At 32.6% G+C, this 21381-nt stretch carries 18 protein-coding genes; 11 read left to right on the top strand and 7 right to left on the bottom strand.

Annotation, left to right across the window (positions count from 1 at the left end; translation table 11 throughout):
- Positions 1-68 precede the first annotated feature (68 nt).
- Together murA and B3C18_RS02755 are read left to right on the top strand one after the other, a co-directional pair.
- Positions 69-1382 (top strand): UDP-N-acetylglucosamine 1-carboxyvinyltransferase, encoded by a 1314-nt coding sequence (murA, locus tag B3C18_RS02760; RefSeq protein ID WP_291142019.1) that lies wholly within the window; start codon positions 69-71, stop codon positions 1380-1382.
- Positions 1383-1463: 81 nt separating this feature from the next.
- Complete coding sequence (locus B3C18_RS02755; protein WP_291142015.1) at positions 1464-2339, top strand: cation diffusion facilitator family transporter; 876 nt, start codon at positions 1464-1466, stop codon at positions 2337-2339.
- 257 nt (positions 2340-2596) lie between these two features.
- On the opposite strand, the gene B3C18_RS02750 is transcribed toward B3C18_RS02755, so the two are convergent.
- From B3C18_RS02750 to B3C18_RS02740, 3 genes are all read right to left on the bottom strand, one after another.
- Positions 2597-5086, bottom strand: a complete 2490-nt coding sequence (locus B3C18_RS02750; protein WP_291142011.1) for a DUF5686 and carboxypeptidase regulatory-like domain-containing protein — start codon at positions 5084-5086, stop codon at positions 2597-2599.
- Positions 5087-5257: 171 nt separating this feature from the next.
- Positions 5258-5671 (bottom strand): type II 3-dehydroquinate dehydratase, encoded by a 414-nt coding sequence (gene aroQ / locus B3C18_RS02745; RefSeq protein WP_180857410.1) that lies wholly within the window; start codon positions 5669-5671, stop codon positions 5258-5260.
- A 125-nt stretch (positions 5672-5796) separates the two neighbouring features.
- Positions 5797-6363 (bottom strand): porin family protein, encoded by a 567-nt coding sequence (locus tag B3C18_RS02740; protein ID WP_291142002.1) that lies wholly within the window; start codon positions 6361-6363, stop codon positions 5797-5799.
- Between the two features lie 279 nt (positions 6364-6642).
- On the opposite strand from B3C18_RS02740, the gene B3C18_RS02735 reads away from it, so the two are divergent.
- From B3C18_RS02735 to B3C18_RS02715, 5 genes are all read left to right on the top strand, one after another.
- Complete coding sequence (locus tag B3C18_RS02735; RefSeq protein ID WP_291141999.1) at positions 6643-7158, top strand: outer membrane beta-barrel protein; 516 nt, start codon at positions 6643-6645, stop codon at positions 7156-7158.
- A gap of 228 nt (positions 7159-7386) precedes the next feature.
- Complete coding sequence (locus tag B3C18_RS02730) at positions 7387-7971, top strand: porin family protein (RefSeq protein WP_291141996.1); 585 nt, start codon at positions 7387-7389, stop codon at positions 7969-7971.
- 156 nt (positions 7972-8127) lie between these two features.
- Positions 8128-9669: a hypothetical protein gene (locus B3C18_RS02725; protein ID WP_291141993.1), complete on the top strand. Its 1542-nt coding sequence runs from the start codon at positions 8128-8130 to the stop codon at positions 9667-9669.
- 78 nt (positions 9670-9747) lie between these two features.
- Positions 9748-10644 (top strand): site-specific tyrosine recombinase XerD, encoded by an 897-nt coding sequence (gene xerD / locus B3C18_RS02720; protein WP_291142904.1) that lies wholly within the window; start codon positions 9748-9750, stop codon positions 10642-10644.
- Positions 10645-10786: 142 nt separating this feature from the next.
- Positions 10787-12307: a PAS domain-containing sensor histidine kinase gene (locus tag B3C18_RS02715; protein WP_291141990.1), complete on the top strand. Its 1521-nt coding sequence runs from the start codon at positions 10787-10789 to the stop codon at positions 12305-12307.
- A 57-nt stretch (positions 12308-12364) separates the two neighbouring features.
- On the opposite strand, the gene rny is transcribed toward B3C18_RS02715, so the two are convergent.
- From rny to B3C18_RS02700, 3 genes are all read right to left on the bottom strand, one after another.
- Positions 12365-13927: a ribonuclease Y gene (rny, locus tag B3C18_RS02710; protein ID WP_291141987.1), complete on the bottom strand. Its 1563-nt coding sequence runs from the start codon at positions 13925-13927 to the stop codon at positions 12365-12367.
- Between the two features lie 208 nt (positions 13928-14135).
- The gene (locus B3C18_RS02705) at positions 14136-14429 is read right to left on the bottom strand and encodes a cell division protein ZapA (protein ID WP_056246511.1); all 294 of its coding nucleotides are present in this window, start codon (positions 14427-14429) and stop codon (positions 14136-14138) included.
- Between the two features lie 5 nt (positions 14430-14434).
- Positions 14435-14725, bottom strand: a complete 291-nt coding sequence (locus B3C18_RS02700) for a hypothetical protein (RefSeq protein ID WP_053472792.1) — start codon at positions 14723-14725, stop codon at positions 14435-14437.
- A gap of 179 nt (positions 14726-14904) precedes the next feature.
- On the opposite strand from B3C18_RS02700, the gene B3C18_RS02695 reads away from it, so the two are divergent.
- From B3C18_RS02695 to B3C18_RS02680, 4 genes are read left to right on the top strand one after another with little or no spacing between them, the layout of a single operon-like run.
- Positions 14905-16587: a M23 family metallopeptidase gene (locus B3C18_RS02695; protein WP_291141981.1), complete on the top strand. Its 1683-nt coding sequence runs from the start codon at positions 14905-14907 to the stop codon at positions 16585-16587.
- Positions 16588-16598: 11 nt separating this feature from the next.
- Positions 16599-19064: a TonB-dependent receptor gene (locus B3C18_RS02690; RefSeq protein WP_291141978.1), complete on the top strand. Its 2466-nt coding sequence runs from the start codon at positions 16599-16601 to the stop codon at positions 19062-19064.
- 44 nt (positions 19065-19108) lie between these two features.
- A complete protein-coding gene (locus B3C18_RS02685; RefSeq protein ID WP_291141974.1) occupies positions 19109-19708 on the top strand; it encodes a hypothetical protein in 600 nt (199 codons plus the stop codon).
- A gap of 29 nt (positions 19709-19737) precedes the next feature.
- A complete protein-coding gene (locus tag B3C18_RS02680) occupies positions 19738-20457 on the top strand; it encodes a hypothetical protein (RefSeq protein WP_291141971.1) in 720 nt (239 codons plus the stop codon).
- A gap of 194 nt (positions 20458-20651) precedes the next feature.
- Here B3C18_RS02680 and B3C18_RS02675 read toward each other — a convergent pair whose 3' ends face one another.
- Positions 20652-21353 carry a DUF2971 domain-containing protein gene (locus B3C18_RS02675; RefSeq protein WP_291141967.1) on the bottom strand — a complete coding sequence of 234 codons (702 nt, stop codon included), beginning with the start codon at positions 21351-21353 and terminating at the stop codon, positions 20652-20654.
- Positions 21354-21381: the final 28 nt, after the last annotated feature.

The following is a 21381-nucleotide window of genomic DNA, read 5'->3' as shown; positions in this document are numbered from 1 at the left end:
GGTGCTAAGATTTTAGCTTAACCTTAGAACCTTAGAATCTCAGAACCTTAGAACCTTAAAAAAAATCTATGGGAATTTTTAAAATCGAAGGAGGAATTCCTTTAAAAGGAGAAATCACTCCGCAAGGAGCAAAAAACGAGGCATTACAAATTTTATGTGCCGTACTTCTAACGGGAGATAAAGTAAGAATTAATAATATTCCCGATATTATTGACATCAATAAATTAATCACTTTACTGGGCAATTTAGGGGTTAAAATTCAACGCAATGAACCGGGTTCGATTACGTTTCAAGCCGATGAGGTTAATGTTGGATATTTAGAAACAGAAGCTTTCAAAAAAGAAGGTGGAGCGCTTCGTGGTTCTATTATGATTGTTGGACCGCTTTTGGCACGTTTCGGAAAAGGATATATTCCAAAACCGGGAGGAGATAAAATTGGCCGTCGTAGATTAGATACTCACTTTGAAGGTTTTATTAACCTTGGAGCAAAATTCAGATATAACAGAGAAGATCACTTTTATGGAGTTGAATCTCCAGAAGAAGGATTGCAAGGAACAGATATGCTTCTTGACGAAGCTTCTGTAACAGGAACTGCAAATATCGTAATGGCTGCTGTTTTAGCAAAAGGACAAACAACTGTTTACAACGCTGCATGTGAGCCTTACTTACAACAGTTATGTAAAATGTTGAACTCTATGGGAGCAAAAATCACTGGAGTTGGTTCTAACTTATTGACTATCGAAGGTGTTGAAAGCCTTGGTGGTTGCGAACATACAATTCTTCCTGATATGATCGAAATTGGTTCTTGGATTGGTCTTGCGGCTATGACAAAAAGCGAAATCACGATCAAAAATGTAAGCTGGGAAAATTTAGGTTTAATCCCAAATACATTTAGAAAATTAGGAATTACAATTGAAAAACGTAACGACGATATTTATATTCCTGCTCACAAAGATGGATATGAAGTAAAAACAGATATCGACGGATCTATTTTAACAATTGCCGATGCACCTTGGCCGGGATTTACTCCTGACTTATTAAGTATTGTTTTAGTTGTGGCAACTCAGGCAAAAGGAGATGTTTTGATTCATCAAAAAATGTTCGAAAGCCGTTTGTTTTTCGTTGATAAATTAATCGACATGGGAGCAAAAATTATGTTATGTGACCCACACAGAGCTGTGGTTATGGGACATAATTTTGAATCTCAATTAAAAGCAACTACAATGTCTTCTCCTGATATTCGTGCGGGAATCTCATTATTGATTGCGGCGCTTTCTGCAAAAGGAACAAGTACAATTCAAAATATCGAACAAATTGACCGTGGATACGAGCGTATTGACGAACGTTTAAGAGCTATTGGAGCAAAAATTGTAAGAGCATAAAAAGAGAAGGAGACATAGCCACAAATTTCACAAAAGAAATTAGTGTAATTTGTGAAATTCGTGGCGAAAAAAATAGTCTAAATGACAGATGAACAAAAAGCTATAAAAGCTACTATCTTTAGTATAGCCGGAAACACCTGCTTAGCCTTGATAAAAGGGTTAGCAGGTTTTTTTGGCAATTCATACGCCTTGATTGCAGATGCAATCGAATCAACAGCAGACATATTTTCGTCCTGTTTGGTTTTATTCGGAATCAAATATTCTAACAAACCGGCAGATGAAAATCATCCTTACGGTCACGGACGTGCAGAACCTTTAATTACTTTTTTGGTTGTTGGTTTTTTAATTACTTCGGCAACAATTATTGGGTACGAAAGTATTGCTAATATTCAATCGTCGCACGATTTACCAAAATCATGGACATTATATGTTTTAGGGGCTATAATTCTTTGGAAAGAGTATTCGTATCGTTTAGTAATGAAGCGAAGTAAAGAAACCAATAGTTCGTCTCTTGCTGCCGATGCCTGGCACCATCGCAGTGATGCTGTAACTTCTGTTGCCGCATTTATCGGAATTTCGATTGCATTGATAATGGGCAAAGGCTACGAATCTGCAGATGATTGGGCAGCGCTTTTTGCTGCGTTTTTTATCTTGTATAACTGTTATAAAATTTTCAGACCAGCACTTGGCGAAATCATGGATGAAAACATGAACGACGATTTAGTCGAAGAAATTCGTGTAAAAGCTTTAACAGTGCCCGGAATTCTTGGAACAGAAAAATGTTTTATTAGAAAAGCAGGAATGAAATATCATGTCGATCTTCATGCCATTGTTTCGGCAAGTATTTCTGTAAAAGAAGGTCATGATTTATCTCATAAATTACAAGATACTTTAAAAGAGAAAATTCCCCAGTTAGGAAATGTTTTGATTCATATTGAACCAGATGATTATCATTGAGGTTCTAAGTTGCTAAGGTTTTGAGATGCTAAGATTCTAAGTTTTCTTTTAGGAATCTAATACTAATTTTTGTCAGGCTGAGCGAAGTCGAAGCCCGCGCAAAGATCTTCAAACTTTGAAAAATAAACCCGCTTATTTGCAGTCCGGTTTTGCCCAGATTAGCAGATAAGCGGATTTTTTATGATTTTAATGAAAGAAAGTAATGGTTTTTAGGATTCATAAAACTTAGAATCTTAGCATCTCAGAACCTTAGCACCTTAATTCAAAACATTCAAAATCTTCAGCCCAAACACTACACCATTTTGCTGAATTCCGCCTTGATAAGAATGCACATAATCAACTCGGAATAATTTAAACTTTCCGAAACCTAGATTGTCTAAACCAACTGTAAATTCGGTATATGGTTTACGATCCGGAATTGCCAGCGAATGAAAACCAAGATTCATTGTTGATTTTAAAAGATTTAAAAGCGGAATTTTATTCGTTACAAATCCCATATCATTGTGCTCCAAATGCATTTCAAAATAACTATCGTTTGTACTATTGTCATAATACGGCATTAAGTTGAAAACATTCAAATAACGATCGCTGGTGCCAATGTGAGTTTGATTTCCGTTAAAATGTCTGTAATCTATAAAAGAAATATTTTCGGCATTAAAGAATTTACCGGCTTTAAAATTCATTCCTAAAACACCTTTGTTATTTAATTTTAAATCGTATTGAACAGCAGCACCAATTCTTTCAAACTCGTATTTTTTCTCACTTGACGCAAATGCCTTTTCAAAAGCTAAAAATACGGTTGGATATTTTTCATCTTTAAAATTATATCTTCCGTCTGGTCTTGAAATGTATTTGTTTCCAAAATTAATTCTGGCCGTCAAATTAGCTTTCATTAAATGATGCTGATCAAAAGCAGGTGTATTAAAATCATTTGGCGCCAGCGGATTATTTGACGAATAAATATCATCTCTTTTAAAGAACGAATAATCAGTTGTATTAAAAAGAGGTTTTCTTTGTTCGTAAGCTATTCTTGCGTTTAAATTTAATCCGTTTGCAACATCTTGGGCATAATTAATTTGAGCAAATTCTAAATTATACAATTTCATATAATTGTCTTTAAAGAACAACGAACTTACAGAATTGATCAATTTGCTAATAGGTTCAGCACCATTAAACTGTGCAGTTTTTGTTCCGCCCGAAGCCGAAATTGTAGCATAATTAATAGTATTAAATCGGTGACTGAATTCGCCAATAACACGAAGTTGTTCATCAGAAAAACCATAATTGAAATCTGTACTTATAGAAGTGCTTTTTCCTTTTTCTTCATTCCATTTTTTAAATGAAAATCCAGTTCCCAGATTAAATCCCTGAACCGTATTAAAACTTAAAGATGTTGGACTCAGCAAACCGTCAAATTTAAAAGAGTATTTCTTAAACGTATTTTTATAATCGTAACCGCCAAGAATATCTAAAATCTTAAACTTATTCTCTTTTGCATCAATAGAATCAGTATATTTTTTAGATTTTCTGATAACTTGTAAACTGTCTTTTTTTGTGTAATCTGTACTTTCTTCGAGTGTTAACGGAATCGGGCGAATTTCATTCCAAAACGAATCATCTTTTTTATTGGCATTTAAATCAAAAGCTACGATTTCGTTTCCAAAAGTTTTCTTGGCAAACGATTCCGGAAATTCATAATTGGAATAAATATAATTAAACTGACCCGAAAATTTTATTCCAAGGCCGCCCGCATTAAACGAAAGTGTCTGTGCATTTTTTGACCAGATTTTGTTTTTTGCATTGTAGCTGAAGCTTTGTTTTAAATTCATTACTTCAGTAAATTCATTTTTCATTCGGTAACCTTTAATGTCGAAATCAACGGCATAAATGGCAAAACTATCATCGACAATGTAAATGTAACCTTCAAAAACAGGTTCTTTATCTCGTTTCGGAATTACTTTAATTTTGTAAATCTGTTGTTTATTATCGTCATAAAAACTTCCTTCCAGTTTGTATTTATAATAACTGAAAGCATTATTAGCAATAGGAGAGATAAGGTTTACATCAAATTCTAATGTATTGTCATAGAAATCATAAGTTGATAAAGCGGCAGTATTATAGCTGAAACCTTTATTGTTTCCAGAGATTTTAGAGGCGATTATAGTTTCCTTTAATTTATCGGGTTTTTGATAAGAAACTTTCGAAATAGTTTCTGATAAATATAAAATTCCCGTTCCGGTTGAATCTAAGTTAGAAGATAAATCCGGGCCAAGATCTACTTTTTGACCTAATATTTTTTTAGGTAAATCTTTTACTTTTAAAATTCCTTTCGAATAAAATTCGGCAGTAAAGCGAGCTGTTTTTTCAGAGTTTTCTTTTCTGTTTGCGATCGCATTTTTTATGATGGCATTTGCAGGATTGTTTTTAGGATCAATAACAACTTCATTTAACGCAAAACTTTCTTCCTGCATTTTTACATCTAAAGCTACTGTTTTTGAATCTGCAGAAACGGTTATTTTCTGAGTTTTAAATCCTAGATATTGAAAAACGATTCTGTTTTTACCAATTTCTTTTACCTGTAATTGATATTGTCCCTGTTCGTTTGAAGTAGTTCCGCGATAGGTATTCTCTTCAAAAATAGAAACAAACGGCAGCGGATTCCCTTTTTCATCGGTTATAGTTCCTTTGATTTGGGCAAAATTGGAAATCGAAAAAAATAAAAAGGCGAATAATATAAAGTTTTTCATGAAAGTGGTTTCTCTCACAAAAATAAAAGAAGTTGAAAATGAGCTTATTAATAATTTGTTAAATTGTAATCAGGAAATCAAAGTCGTTTGTCAGGCTGAGCAAAGTCGAAGCCCCTCGCATTGTGATAAGGCCTTTGACTTCGCTCAGGGTGACATCCGTTTATAAAATTTTTATAAAAATGACTGAATCGCCAATTCGTAACTTTTTAATCCAAATCCTAAAATAACACCTTTTGCATTTCCAGATAAATACGATTGATGTCTGAAACTTTCGCGCGCATAAGTATTAGAAATATGCACTTCGATAACAGGAGTTGTAACCGCTTTCATAGCATCGCCTAAACCAATTGAAGTATGTGTATAAGCGCCGGCGTTAAGAATAATTCCGTCAAATGAAAAGCCAACATCCTGAATTTTTCCAATCAATTCGCCTTCAATATTACTTTGATAATAAGAAAGTTCAATGTTTGGAAATTTTTGTTTCAACGTTTCAAAGTAATCTTCAAAAGTCTGACTTCCGTAAACTTCTGGTTCGCGTTTTCCTAAAAGATTCAAATTCGGTCCGTTGATAATGCAGATTTTCATATTTAAAATTATTTATTGAAATATTGATATTGCTATTGTTTTTTGCAATTGCAATTGAGTTGTGTAAAAATAAAAAAAACCGATCTAATTAATAGACCGGTTTTTATTAAAGTATGTGATATTTTCTAGAACAAGAATCCTGCAGAAAGTTGAACTACTGAGTTTCTAACATCGGCATTAGCAGAAACATCTGTTAACCCTAAACTATAACGACCTTGTACAAAAATGTTTTTAGTGATTTTTAATCCTAAACCTGCGTTAACAGCAAAATCAAAAGTATTAGCATCTTCGAAATCTACTTTGTTTTTTTGGTTTAATAAAAATGAAGCTTGTGGTCCAACTTCCAAGCTTAATGATTTTGTTACGTAGATTTTAGCCATTACTGGAATAGATAAATATGCTAATTCATTTTTAAAATCTTCCTGAGCATCAGCAAATTTGTAAGTTGCTCCTTGAGTAGAATATAAAAGCTCTGGTTGAATAGCAAATTTTTCTAATAATTTTATTTCTGCAACAACACCAACATGATAGCTAGTAATTCCTTCTTTATCAAATCCGACACCATCTAGTGTTGCATCTCCAGGCTGGCTGGCAAAGTTAACCCCTGCTTTAACCCCAAATTGTAATAATTGTGCTTGAATTGTAGCTGATGTTGCAATGAACAATACAGCTGCTAAAAGTATTTTCTTCATAAAAGTTGTTTTTAGTTTGGTATTTAAATGTTATTCTTTTTATTCAAAACTACATTATTTTGAATTTATTGTTTTATATCGATGTTCAGATAATTATTAAAATTCACACTTTTTTAAGATTTTTAATATGCTAAATTAATGATTTTTGTTTTAAAATACTGAAAACCAGATTAATATTTGTAGTTTCTTTCTGTCTTATTTTGATACTTTTCTTTCTTTTAGGGGTTATCTTTTATTAAGTATAATCTTAGTTTTGAATTGTAATTAAAAAAATAAAACATGAAAAAAGTTATTTTAGCTGCTATTGCAGTATTAGGATTTGCATCTGCAAATGCGCAAACAACGGGCTTCGCTAAAGGTGATGCATTTATTTCTGGAGCTTTAACTGTAGGTTCTGAAAAAACAGGTGATGATAAAACTAGTGCTTTTGAAATTGAGCCAAGAGTAGGTTACTTCGTAACTGAAAAAATTGCAATTGGAGGTAAATTAGGGTATAGAACTGTAAAAGATGCAACTGACGCTCTTACTGTTGGAGCTTTTGGTAGATATTATTTTACTCCTGCTTCTCAGTTCTCAGTATTTGGTCAGGCAGGTCTTGATTTTACTAATACAAAATTTAAGCATACTGACGCTAAAGCAAATGAGTTTGGTGCAAATATTGGTTTAGGTTTAAGTTATTTCTTGTCTAATCATTTTGCTATTGAAGCTACATGGGCTGGTTTAGGTTACAGTGTAAACAACAATGGTGGACATGGAGCAGATAAAACTAACACTTTTGTCTGGGAACTGATTTGAGAGATGTAAGCTTTGGAGTTGTTTACAAATTCTAAAAGAAAATATTTTAGTTAGTTTTTTTAAAAGCTTTCTCATTTTTTGAGGAAGCTTTTTTCTTTTCAATTAAAGCCAATTTCACCTTGTCTTAACAATTTGTATGCTTATTACTATTTTTTTTGTTAAAATCCAAGCAGTTATTTATGAAGAATATTTTTATATTTGAAAATTAATAACCCAAAACAAATTGTAATGAAAAGAATTATTTTAGCTGCTATAGCAGTAATGGCATTTAGTTTCGCTAATGCTCAGGAAACTAGATTTGGAGTAAAAGGTGGTCTTAACCTTTCGACACTAGGAGGAGATGCTAGTGGCGTATCATCACTAGTTGGTTTTCACGTTGGAGGATTTGCCGAAATTAAAATTATTGATAAATTAGCTATTCAGCCAGAGCTTTTGTTTTCTACTCAAGGTGCTAAAGAAAAGTTTTTTGGAGAGAGTTACAACACCAACTTAAATTACATTAACGTTCCTGTATTGGCTAAATATTTTATTACAGATCAATTTACAGTTGAAGCTGGTCCTCAAATAGGATTTTTAGTATCTGCTAAAACTGATGGAGAAGATGTTAAAGATCTTTACAAATCTATTGATGCTGGTTTCAATATTGGTGCTGGTTATAATTTTACTGAAAACTTATCTGTAAATCTTCGTTATTATTTTGGTCTTGCAAATGTTGTTGATATTAATCAGGACATTGAAGATTGGGAAGATTATGTAGATAGCTATAAAGTTAACAATAATGTTCTTTCTTTATCACTAGGATATAAGTTCTAATCATAATTATTAAAATACTTAAAAACCTCCCAGAAATGGGAGGTTTTTTTGCTTTACGCATAAATGTAAGTTTTTATTTTCATTTATTTTGTATTTTCAATTTTAATATAAGAATTTATTTATATATTAGTTAAATTATTAATAAATAAATATATTATGAAAAAAAATTTAAAAATGTTTTTGATTAGTGGTCTTGCTTTGTTTTCTTTTTCTAGTTGTGACAATCGTGATGAGAATGAAGCTGTATCAAGTGTAGAAGTTAATAAGTTAAAAGTCGATAATTTGTATGACTCAAAATCAAGTTTAAAAAGAGAATTCGGTAAAGCTCTTGTTAAGTCAATGAACGAAAGTAAAGCTTTACGAGATTTAATTAAAAATGAATCTTTAAAAATGTTTGACAACGATTATGAGGTTTTGTATCAAATGATTAAAAATGAAACTCTAGAAAATAATCGTACAGTTAGAGATTTAATTCTTAAAAACTTAGGGAATGAAAATTTATTAAATAATATAGAAATAAATAATCCAACGCTTACAATTCTTGTTCCTGAATTACCGGAAAACTCTTTTTCAGCTAAATTATGGGATACACAAAATCAGGTTCCTAAAGTAGCTGTAAGGCTTACTACAAGTAATGACGTGCCAATTATTAATCAAGATGGCACGGAACAGGTTATAGAAGCAAAATATATTCCTGGCTTTCCAATAATAGTTTTAAAAGATAATGAAAGGATAATTCCGAACAATAATTCTACTAATAAAAATCTTAAAACGACTAATGTCGCTCTTATTAATGGATTAAATTATAAATTTTTAGATGATTGTTTTGATGGTTCAAAGAAAATTAATAATCAAACAGCAAGAACAGTTCCTATTTTATCTTTAGATCCAAAATTAGCTACTGCCTACAATACATATACAGTTGCTAATGTGGATGGCTGGCAAAGAGACTATATCTATTATGATATTACACCAGGAACTCCTAAAGGGCCTTTTAAATATAATTTTCAAGAAACTATTAAAACATTTTCTCTGCAAGGAGATCCAGTTGCGGCTTATAATAAAATAGCGGATCAAACTGGAGATCCTACTTTACAACCAGTTAGTCCAGGGCCAATAGCAGGATGGACAGGAGGAAATTTTGAGTTTAAAGTTAGGATAATCGTTAATGGAAAAAATGGGGTAGGTAGTGAGATAATTAAGTATTTTAATGCAAAAGGGGATGATTTATTTGCTTATACAATCGAGAAAAGAATTTTGACTAATGTTCCTCGATCTTATATTTATGTTAGAAAATTTACTGAGTTGAAGCAAATGAACTTAAATATTCCAATTTTTAACTGGGATCTAGATCAGTATGCTTCATCGATCAAAATTGATATTGAAGAGATTGATTTGACTGAGACTACAATTTTAACAGAATCACGTAGCGTTGAGTTTGCCTCTAATTTTGGTGTTGAAGTGAGTGGAGGTTTTCAAGAATATGTAAAAATTGGACTTAAATATGGGACTAGTCAGAAGGTTACGGCGACAAGTACGATTCAAAGAACCTTTACTCAAGGAAATGATTTGCTTGGAGATGTAATTGTTAATTTTGCGGATAATGTAATCATAGGGGCTACAGGAAATACTTATACCACAAGAGAATATAATTCTGGTTTGTATTCAATTACAGTTGAACCAGCTAGGGTTCAATAGATTCAATAATAAACAATATGTTAAACCTTCCAGAAATGGAAGGTTTTTTTATGCTCAAAAATGTTTTACTTTGTAAATATGAAATGGAACAATTATATAAAAGACTATCAATCGTATCTGCGAATAGAAAGAGGTTTGTCTAAAAATACAATTGAAAACTATAGTTTTGATATTGAGCGGTTATGTCTTTTTTTAGAAACCAATCAAATTGATGTTTCGCCCATAAAAATTACAGATGAAACCATTCAGCAGTTTATATATTCGGTTTCAAAAGAAGTAAATCCACGATCGCAGGCGAGGATTATTTCGGGTTTGAAAAGTTTTTTTAATTATTTGGTTTTCGAAGATTATCGGAATGACAGTCCGCTTGAATTAATCGAAAGCCCCAAAACCGGACGAAAACTTCCCGACACATTATCAATAAAAGATATTGATGCACTTATCGCAGCTATTGATTTAAGCAGTAATGAAGGAGAACGAAATCGTGCTATTTTGGAAACATTGTATGGCTGCGGACTTCGGGTTTCTGAATTGGTTTCGCTTAAAATATCAGATTTATTTTTTGACGAAGGTTTTATAAAAATTACAGGAAAAGGCAATAAAGAACGTTTTGTACCCATTGGAAAATTAACTAAAAAATATATTGAAATCTATCAGGATGAGATTAGAGTACATCTCAATATTAAAAAAGGATGCGAAGATACTTTGTTTCTAAACCGTAGAGGAAACCAGTTAACACGTGCGATGATTTTTACTATTATAAAAGATTTAGCTGTGAAAATCAGCTTAAATAAAAATATAAGCCCGCATACTTTACGTCATTCTTTTGCAACACATTTACTGGAAAATGGTGCCGATTTAAGGTCTATTCAATTAATGCTGGGACATGAATCTATTACAACAACAGAAATTTATGTGCACTTGGACAGAAGCTTCCTGACAGAAGTAATGCATTCCTACCATCCGCGGAAGTAATTTTTTGAAAAGAGTGTGGTTTTTTTACATCAAAAGTTATAACTTGGTATCACATTTGTATTCAAAGGAAGTAAATTAAAAGGATTTTGAGGATTTTTTTAACCCAAATCCAATGGGATATTATTTACTTAAATAGCGACATATGATTTTTGACTTATACAGTAATGAAGACTGCCTGGAAGTAAATAATTTTTACAGAAAATTATTTGCCGAAATGCCAGATTTGCTTTTTCAATTTGTTATAGATACTAATAATCATTATACTTTTCCTCTTGTCAGCAAATCTGTTGATGAGATTTTCGAACTTTCCTTCAAAGAATTTACAGACGATATTAAGCAGATTATTTACGAGCGGGTTTTTGAACAGGATAGAGAGAAATTTTTTCAGTCCCTGGTAAAAGCGCGTAAAGAAATTGTGCCTTGGGAATTAGAGTTCAGATCTGTTTTGCCGAAAAAAGGATTGCGATGGTTTAAGGTTTCTGCAAAAACAGAATTATCTGCTGATGGAAAAGTTAGTTTTTTTGGACATATTTCTGATATTACCGATTTGAAAGACAAAGAAGAAAAACTCCGTATTTCTGAAGAACGTTTCCAGTTTGCGCTTGATGCATCAACCGTTGGAATCTGGGATTGGGATATGGTAACCAATAATGTTTTTTATTCCTCACTCTCCTTAAAAATCTTAGAATTAGAATCGGCAGATATTTTTGATGACCCGGAACGCTGGGATAAAATCGTGCATCCTGACGATCTTCCAAAATATTACTCAGACATTAAAGAACATTTTGATAATAAGATTCCGTATTATGAAAATTACCATCGTGTAATGACTTCAAGCGGTAATTATAAATGGATTTTGGATAGGGGAAAAGTAATAAAACGTGATGAAAATGGTAAGCCATTGCGTGTTATTGGAACGCATACAGACATTTCTCTGCAAAAAGAAAAAGAATTGGAGCTTTTAAAAACAATGAAATTGTATAGCGACCAAAATAGTCGACTATTAAATTTTTCGCATATTGTTTCGCACAATTTAAATACGCAGGCAGGAAATATAAAATCGATTTTAGATTTTATTGATGAAGATGGAGGGAAAGGAACAGTTGGTGAAATGCTGGAACATCTTCGTACAGTTTCAAATGATTTAAATGAGACGATTTCTAACTTAACGCAAATTGTCAAAACACAGAGTAACATTAATATTGCTGTTGAGCCTTTGATGCTTTGCGAATATATAGAGAAAACAGTTGCAACTATAAAAGGATACGATAAACAGAAAAAAGTTACGATTGTAAATAATGTTCCGCAATACTTGACCATTAATTTTAATCCGGCTTATCTTGAAAGTGTTTTGCTTAATTTTACCACAAACGCTATAAAATATGCGCATCCGGATCGGGACCCGCTTATTGTATTTGATTTTGGAATCGAGCCTGAAGGTTATAAATCTTTAAAAATCACAGATAACGGTTTAGGAATCGATTTAAAAGTCTACGGAGAATTATTATTCGGAATGTATAAAACATTTCATAAACATGAAGAAGCTCGCGGAATAGGGTTATATATTACCAGAAACCAAATAGAAGCGATGAAAGGAACCGTTTCTGTAGAAAGTGAAGTTGGAGTAGGAACGAGCTTTAAAATCGTCTTTAATGATCTTTAAATAATAAAAAAGGCTATCAAACGATAGCCTTTTTTATTTTATATAATAGAAAGAGAATTATTTAGCAATATTAACTGCTCTTGTTTCTCTAATTACAGTAACTTTTACCTGACCTGGATAAGTCATTTCTGTTTGGATTTTTTGTGAAATCTCAAATGATAAATTTGCAGCATTATCATCAGAAACCTTTTCGCTTTCTACAATAACACGTAATTCTCTACCGGCCTGAATTGCATAAGCATTTTTTACACCGCTAAATCCGTAAGCAACATCTTCAAGATCTTTCAAACGTTGAATGTATGAATCCAAAACCTGACGTCTTGCACCTGGTCTTGCACCTGAAATAGCATCACAAACCTGAACAATTGGTGATAATAATGATTTCATTTCGATCTCGTCGTGGTGCGCACCAATAGCGTTGCAAACCTCTTCTTTTTCGCCGTATTTCTCAGCCCACTGCATACCTAATAATGCGTGTGGTAAATCACTTTCTGTATCTGGAACTTTACCAATATCGTGAAGTAAACCAGCTCTTTTTGCCAGTTTTACATTTAAGCCTAATTCAGCCGCCATGATACCGCAAAGTTTAGAAACTTCTCTAGAGTGCTGTAATAAGTTTTGTCCGTAAGAAGAACGGTATTTCATTCTACCTACAACTTTAATCAATTCAGGGTGTAAACCGTGAATTCCTAAATCGATAACAGTACGTTTTCCAACTTCGATAATTTCGTCATCGATTTGTTTAGCCGTTTTAGCAACAACTTCTTCAATTCTTGCAGGGTGAATACGTCCGTCAGTAACTAATTTGTGTAAAGACAAACGAGCAATTTCTCTACGAACCGGGTCAAAACAAGAAAGGATAATAGCTTCCGGCGTATCATCAACAATGATTTCAACTCCCGTTGCAGCTTCAAGCGCTCTAATGTTACGACCTTCACGGCCAATAATTCTACCTTTTACATCGTCAGATTCAATGTTGAAAACAGAAACACAGTTTTCAACTGCTTCTTCTGTTCCAACTCTTTGAATAGTGTTGATGATGATTTTTTTAGCTTCTTGCTGAGCTGTAAGTTTAGCCTCTTCAATAGTTTCCTGAATGTGAGACATAGCTTTGCTTTTAGCTTCAGCTTTTAAACCCTCAACTAATTGCTCTTTCGCTTCTTCTGCAGAAAGCCCTGAAATTACTTCAAGCTGCTGCAATTGACTTTTGTGTAATTTGTCAACTTCAGCTTGTTTTTTGTTTAAAACTTCAATTTTGTTGTTGTATTCTTCTGTTTTAGCTTCAAAATCGTCATTTACTTTTTTAGCTTTAGAAAGCTCGTTAGAAATCTGAGATTCTTTATCACGTACACGTTTTTCTACTTCGGCTACTTTTTTATCGCGTGCCAAAATAACTTGTTCGTGTTCTGATTTTAATTCGATAAAACGTTCTTTTGCCTGAAGGATTTTATCTTTTTTTATGTTTTCAGCTTCTAAATTAGCATCTTTTAAAATGGAAGAAGCTTCTTTTTTAGCATTTTTGATTAGGTTTGAAATATTGCTTTTTTCGATGATTTTAGCTATTGCAAAACCTGCCGCAATACCTACAATACCTGAAATAATGATCGTTATGATGTCCATGTTTGTTAGGGTTTATATATAAAAAAAGCCTACATTAATTGCTTGTATAAACTCGTAAAGACAAGTTTTGAGCTAACTCACTGTTCAAGTTTCCCGGTCAAAGCTGGGCATACTATAGTAGCGACGATTTGCTCATTCTAAATTGTTAGTGTTGAGTTTACCAATTGTGAACTAATGTAGGCAGTATCTTAGTTTATGTAAAGAACGTTTAATTTTCGAGATATTGATCTAAAAGCGAATTTAATCTTTTAATTCGTTCAATGGTTTCTTCGCCATCGATTGCGTTATCAATTTGTTTTTGTTCCACCTGTGATGCAAATTGCAGTGCACACATGGCTAATACATCTTGTTTGTCGCGAACTGCGTAACTTTCTTCGAATTGCTTGATCATAGCATCAATTTTTTTTGAGGCGCTTCTAAGGCCTTCTTCCTGACTTGGTTCAACCGTTAAAGGGTAAACGCGGTCGGCAATTGATATTTTAATTCTAAGCTTTCCGTCCATGTTTTCTAATCTGATAGTTGTGCTATACAGTAATCAATTTCGCGAATTAATGAATTTATTTTAAGCTTTGTCTCTCTCTTGTTGTTGTCGCTGCCAAGCAACGAATTGGCTATCTTAAGTGTTTCATATTGCTTTTTCAAAGCTTCCATTTCTTCAGATTGTTTCTGGATAATTTGCACCGCTTTGTCTAATTCTAATCGTAATTCCTGATTATTTTTTTCCAGGCCTTTTGATTTTTCAAAAAGCTTCTCGACTTTATATTCAAGAGTATCAATTATTTCGGCAATTACACTCATTATAAATCCTATTCATTACTTAATCATACAAAGTTAGTATTCCTTTTTATTAATGCAATTTTTTCTCGATTTTTTTGCATTAAAAATAGACAAATAAATGAATTTCAATCAATTGTGTTTTTGTAAGTTTTTCTTCGGTTTTTACCTGTTAATTTTTTACCTTAGCAAAAATGTTACCTATGAAATTTTCAATACTTGCCTTTTTCTTTTGCCCTTTTCTATTCGCCCAGACACAATATCCTAAAAATTACTTTCGTCCGCCGCTGGACATTCCTATGCAGCTTTCGGGGAATTTTGGCGAGTTAAGACCCAATCATTTTCATGCCGGTTTTGACTTAAAAACGAATCAAAAAGAAGGATTAAATGTGTATGCGATTGCTGATGGCTATGTGTCAAGGATTAAAATTTCGACTTTTGGAAACGGAAAATGCATTTACATCACACATCCAAACGGCTATACTTCTGTGTACGGACATTTGCAGACAACCCTTGGGCCAATTCAGGATTATGTAAAAAAAAGACACTATCAGGATAAAGCTTATGAAATTGAAATGATCCTAAAACCAGATGAACTTCCGGTTACAAAAGGGCAATTAATTGCGCTTTCAGGAAATACAGGTTCATCTGAAGGGCCACATCTTCATTTTGAAATTCGTGATACTAAAACAGAATTTGTAATTAACCCAATATTCTTTGGCTTTGACCAAAATATTAAAGATACCAAGAAACCAACATTATCAAGTTTATATGTTTATCCGCTGGATAATGCAACGGTTAATCAGTCCAAACAGCCGTTACTTGTAAATATGACGCTTCAAAAAGACGGAACTTATCTTGCTTCAAAAGTAAAAACGAACGGAAAAATTGGTTTTGGAATTAATGCCGCTGATACTGATGATGTTTCTTTTAATAAAAATGGCGTTTTTAATGTGTCAACTTTTTTAAACGGAAACCAGAATTATAATTATCAATTCAATACCTATTCGTTTGATGAAATGCGTTACATCAATGCTTTTATCGATTATCCGCGATATAAAAAGACAAGCCAGCGGGTGCAGAAACTTTTTATGAAAACACCTTTTGCATTGAGTATTATTAAAACAGATTCGCTGCGAGGGATAATTTCGGCTGTGCCAAATCTGACTTCTAATTATAGAATTGAAGTTTCAGATTATTTCGGAAATTCAAATTCGATTTCAGTTCCAATTGAATATGACTTGGAAACACCGCTTGTTCCAGCAGAACCTGTAACTTCAAAATATTTTGTTCGTTACAACAAAGATTCCAATTTTGAGAAAGATAATATGTCGGTTTTCTTTCCTGCCGGAACTTTTTATGATGATTTTAATCTGAATTTTGATGTAAAAAACAACAAAATTTATATTCACGATGATACCGTTCCCGTGCATTCTAATTTTACAATTACGATAAAAGATACTATCTATCCAGAAGCTTTGAAGGATAAATTATATATAGGAAAAGGAACGAGCTATAACGGAACTCTTAGAAAAGGTGATGTTTTTACTGCTAAAGCAAAAATATTAGGAACGTATGGTTTGGTCCTTGATACGATTGCTCCGGTTATAAAAATTACAAAACCTGTTGAAGGAAAATGGATCAGTGACCAGAACAAAATTGAGTTTACTATTAGCGATTCTCTATCTGGAATAAAGTCGTATAACGGTTATTTAAACGGAAGCTGGGTTTTATTTGAATATGAAAATAAAAATAGAAAAATTACCCATATTTTTGACGATCAATATTTGACAGAAGGTGAAAACTTTTTAAAAATTGAAGTAGTTGATAATGTAGGAAATTCTACTATCTTTGAAACTCATTTTTTTAGAAGTCAACAAAAATAAAATCCAAATCTTTGAATAAAAACAGGTTAATATTCGCTTTACTTTTCTTGTGCTTTACTTGTATTTCATTTGCTCAAAATGCTCATGTAAAAGGTATTATTTTAGATAATGAAAATCATCCTGTTTCGAATGTCAATATAACTTCGGGTAAAAACAATACACAATCTGATGCAAATGGTTTTTTTGAAATTGATGTAATTTCGAATAAAAAAACTTCGATCATTTTTACACATATCTCATTAAAAATGATCAGCCTTACGGTTACTTTAAAACCAGATGAAGTTTTTGTTTTTAATCCTGTCATGAATAATTCTCAGGAACAAATGGGAGAAGTTTTTGTTTCTTCCCGAAATAAAAAACGAGTTCAGGGAATTACAACTGTTGATGCTGCTACTATAAAAAAGATTCCCGGAGCAAATGCCGGTATCGAAAATATTCTAAAAACACTTCCCGGCGTAAATTCAAATAATGAACTAAGTACGCAATATGCAGTTCGAGGCGGAAATTATGACGAAAATTTAGTGTATGTAAACGAAGTCGAAGTTTATCGTCCGTTTTTAATTCGTTCAGGACAGCAGGAAGGATTGAGTTTTACCAATACAGATTTGGTTCAAAACGTTGATTTCTCTGCAGGAGGATTTCAGGCAAAATTTGGAGATAAATTATCATCTGTTTTAGATATTACCTATAGAAAACCAACTCAGTTTGGGGCTTCGCTTGAAGCAAGTTTTTTAGGCGGAAGTGCTTCTGTAGATTTAGTTTCGAAAAATAAAAAATGGTCGGCAGTGACCGGAGTTCGTTATCGCAACAATAGTTTATTGGTAAACAGTCAGGATACGCAGACGAATTACACACCAACTTTTGCTGATATTCAAACCAATATAAATTATGATATTTCTGAAAAATGGCAGGTTAGCTTTTTAGGAAATATTTCGCAGAACAAATATTTGTATCAGCCTTTAACCCGCGAAACCAAATTTGGAACTATTGATCAACCAATGGCTTTAGCGGTTTATTACGAAGGTCAGGAAAAAGATCAATATGATACTTATTTTGGCGCTTTTAAAACAACTTATAAAGTTTCGCCTTCGCTGACTTTAAAATTTATTGGTTCGTTATTTCATACCACAGAAAAAGAACATTTTGATATTTTAGCCCAATATCGTTTAGGAAATGTTAATGCAGAAAATCCAACAGATGCGTCGTCAATCGATTTTACACGTGGAATTGGTTCGCAGTTAAATCACGCCCGAAATGATTTAGATGCTTTAATTGCAAATGCCGAAATTAAAGGTTTTAAAGACTGGAAAGAAAGCCAGTTGGAATTTGGATTAAAATACACCAGAGAATCAATTCGAGATAGAATAGTAGAGTGGGAGATGATTGATTCTGCAGGGTTTTCTATAAATCCGCCGTTGGTTATTCTGCCAGAAAATAATCAGCCGTATTCGCCTTATACAGGCCCGCTTTTACCTTATCAGGATATTCGTGCTACAAATTTTAATACGATCAATAGATTTTCCGGTTACGCACAATGGAACAAACAGTCAGAATTGGGTTCAAGCCAAATTTGGTATCACATCGGAGCTCGTTTTCAAAGCTGGAATGTTACTGGAGCTATAGAAGAAGGAAAAAATCAGTTTGTAGTAAGTCCGCGTGCGCAGTTTGCTATAAAACCAGATTGGGATCGTGATATGGTTTTCAGGATTTCGGGAGGATTATACCATCAACCGCCATTTTACAGAGAACTTCGTGATTTGGATGGCGTTGTAAATCCAAATGTAAAAGCGCAGGAAGCGGTTCATGTTGTATTAGGAAATGACTATAATTTTAAAATGTGGAACCGCCCTTTTAAATGGGTGACGGAGCTTTATTATAAATCCCTTTCGGATGTAAATGTGTATTCAATTGATAATGTCCGCATTCGATATGTTGCAAATAATAATGCAAAAGCTTATGCTCAAGGTTTAGATTTTAGATTGAACGGAGAATTTGTGCCGGGAACAGAATCGTGGGTGAGTTTTGGGTATTTAAAAACAGAAGAAAATTACGAAAACAAAGGTTACATCGCTCGTCCGACAGATCAACGTTTAAAATTTGCGATGTTGTTTCAGGATTATATGCCGAATATTCCAAGTGTAAAAGTTTATCTTAATGTAGTTTACAATACAGGTTTGCCAGGCGGCGCTCCAGCATATTCTGATCCGTATTTGTATCAAAACAGATTAAACGATTATAGAAGAGCTGATATTGGTTTTGCTAAAGTTTTTGTAGACAGCAGCACACAGAGTTCTAAAACAAGTTGGTTAAAAAACTTCAAAGAATTAGCTGTTGGATTGGAAATTTTCAATCTTTTTAATAATCAAAATGCAATTACAAATACCTGGGTTCGCGATGTGTATTCTAAAAACCAGTACGCGATTCCAAATTATATGACTTCGAGAGTTTTTAATATAAAACTGAATGCGAGATTATGATCGCAAAACGTGAAAAGAGAAAGAAAATTTTTTACGTTCCGGGAATGATTTCTTTGGTTTTAATCCCTTTGTTTTGTTTTTATCATTTTTATAAAGTCGATGCTTTTAAGGTTGAAGGCAGTATAAATATAAGTTTACCAGATTCTAGCCAGAAAGAGGCGCTTTTAGCAATCAAGAGGAATTATCATGTATTTATTTTAAATAATACGGAAGATTTAGAAAAACCAAAATTGAATGATCTTCAATTTGCTTTAAGAAAAATGAAGCGAGAACACGATACTATAAATGGTATTAAGATTCATTTAGGGAATGAAATGCGCTATGAAGTATACATTAGGCTTTTAGACTTTTTTGCAATAGAAAAGATTCCTATATTTATTCAAAATGATAATGATTTTTTGGTTTTTATGATGCCTAAACCTAAGCCTAAAAAAGACTTAAAGGCAATAGTTCCTTTTACGTGTTCTTATGGAGAAGTTAATAGAGAATATTTCTTAGAACAAGCGCTAAAAAGAAAATTACAACATAATTTGTCTTTGTATAAAAAGAATTGGGTTTTATTTTTAGCTTACTTCGGAATGGTGCTTTTAAATATCTTCGCACTAGTAAAATTCAATAAAAACAAAAATTACAATCAAAAATAGTATATTTGATAATTGAATATAATTTGTCGATGAAAAAGTACTTTAAATATATAGCCTTAGCAATTGTTGGAACCTTAATTAGCTGTCGTGAAGAAGTTAAAAAGCCAAAAGTAAGTTACGATGTGTCAAATAAAGTAAGTGTTACGAAAACAGATTCGACTCAGATTGAAGTTGCTGATCTGCCTATTCAAATGGAAGGAACAGATTATTTAATTCATCCGGTTGGAGATTTAAGAGTTTTTGAAAAAGGTTCAAAAGCGCGTTATGGATCTTCAAGCGTAAACGATGTAAGTTTTACAATCTCTAACTTAGGCGAATATGAAATTACAGGATATTTGCAAAACCTGAAATTTCAAAAAACTGATTCAGATTCGATTCATGCTTTATCAGATAAACCTGTTTTGATTTTAACAGCAACGTATTTAAAAACCGTTGCAGATAAAACTAAAAATAAAGTTATGGTGTATACTTTAACAGATTCTGATACCAACAAAGACGGAAAAATTGATACCAGCGATATTAAAACTTTATATTTAAGCGATATCAGCGGAGAAAACTTTACAAAAGTCTCAGCAGATCTTCAGGAATTAGTTGACTGGAACTTGATTGAATCTAAAAACCGTTTGTATTTTAGAACTATTGAAGACACGAACCAAAACGGTCAATTCGATAAAAACGATGTTTTACATTACAATTATATCGACTTAGCTTCTAAAAAATGGGAGGTTAAAAGTTATAAACCTATCTAAGTTGCTAAGGTTCTGAGATGCTAAGATTCTAAGATTTTCAAATCTTTATACATATAAAAACGCCCTTTAAAAATTAAATCTTAATTTTTAAAGGGCGTTTTTATTTTTTAAGACTATGCAAAAAATCCTTTTAATCTGTATAATCTGTGGCTAAAAAAAACTTAGAATCTTAGCATCTCAGATCGTTAGCAATTTTATATCAATATATCACTTTCTAAGTCAGATTTTTCGATTTCAAAACCAAAGTCTAAGCGTTCAACCAATTCGATTACCAATTTTTTATACCAGTTTTCAGATTTCGGATGAATGTATATTTTCTCAATCAATTGATTAATGTCGACATTGATCTTTATTCCGTCATTTAGTTTGATATCGCTTTTTGAAGTATCGGTAAGAATACGGACTTCACGTTCGTATTGAAAGCTCTTTCTTTTAAATAAAAAAGGAAAGAACAAATCTTCAAACGGAATATATTCTTTTTTATAATCGATGTAATTTACTTCGCCAATATACTGATCAAAATTATTTTCAGGCTTTAAAGCTTTTTGCAATCTCCCAATTGTAGACTGAATCGCTAAACCTTCGCTGTTTTGAGTAAAAATCTGCCACATAGCAAACGATTCGTATTCGTTAATATGCCAGCTGCTTACAGCAACCTGCTCGCGATGTGTTTTATAATAATTTAAAAAGTCAGGATTGTCAACCGCAAGTTTTTTAATCTCTTCATAAGTCGGTTCACTAAAAGTCCCTTCATATTGATCTTCAAACTTGTCAGACCGTGACATGAACAGTTTCTTAGAAAGTAATAAATCAAGAAATTTAGATAGGTCAAGATATTTCCAAACAATAGTATCAGGATCGTTTGGCAGTTTGATGTTGGGGTTGTTAAGATACATTGTCCATAAGAATTAAATGATTTTAACC

Source organism: Flavobacterium sp. UBA7680 (assembly GCF_002482975.1).
Classification (GTDB): Bacteria; Bacteroidota; Bacteroidia; order Flavobacteriales; family Flavobacteriaceae; genus Flavobacterium.
The sequence above is the reverse complement of the archived record's forward strand: the minus strand, read 5'-3'. Positions and strand labels throughout refer to the sequence as shown.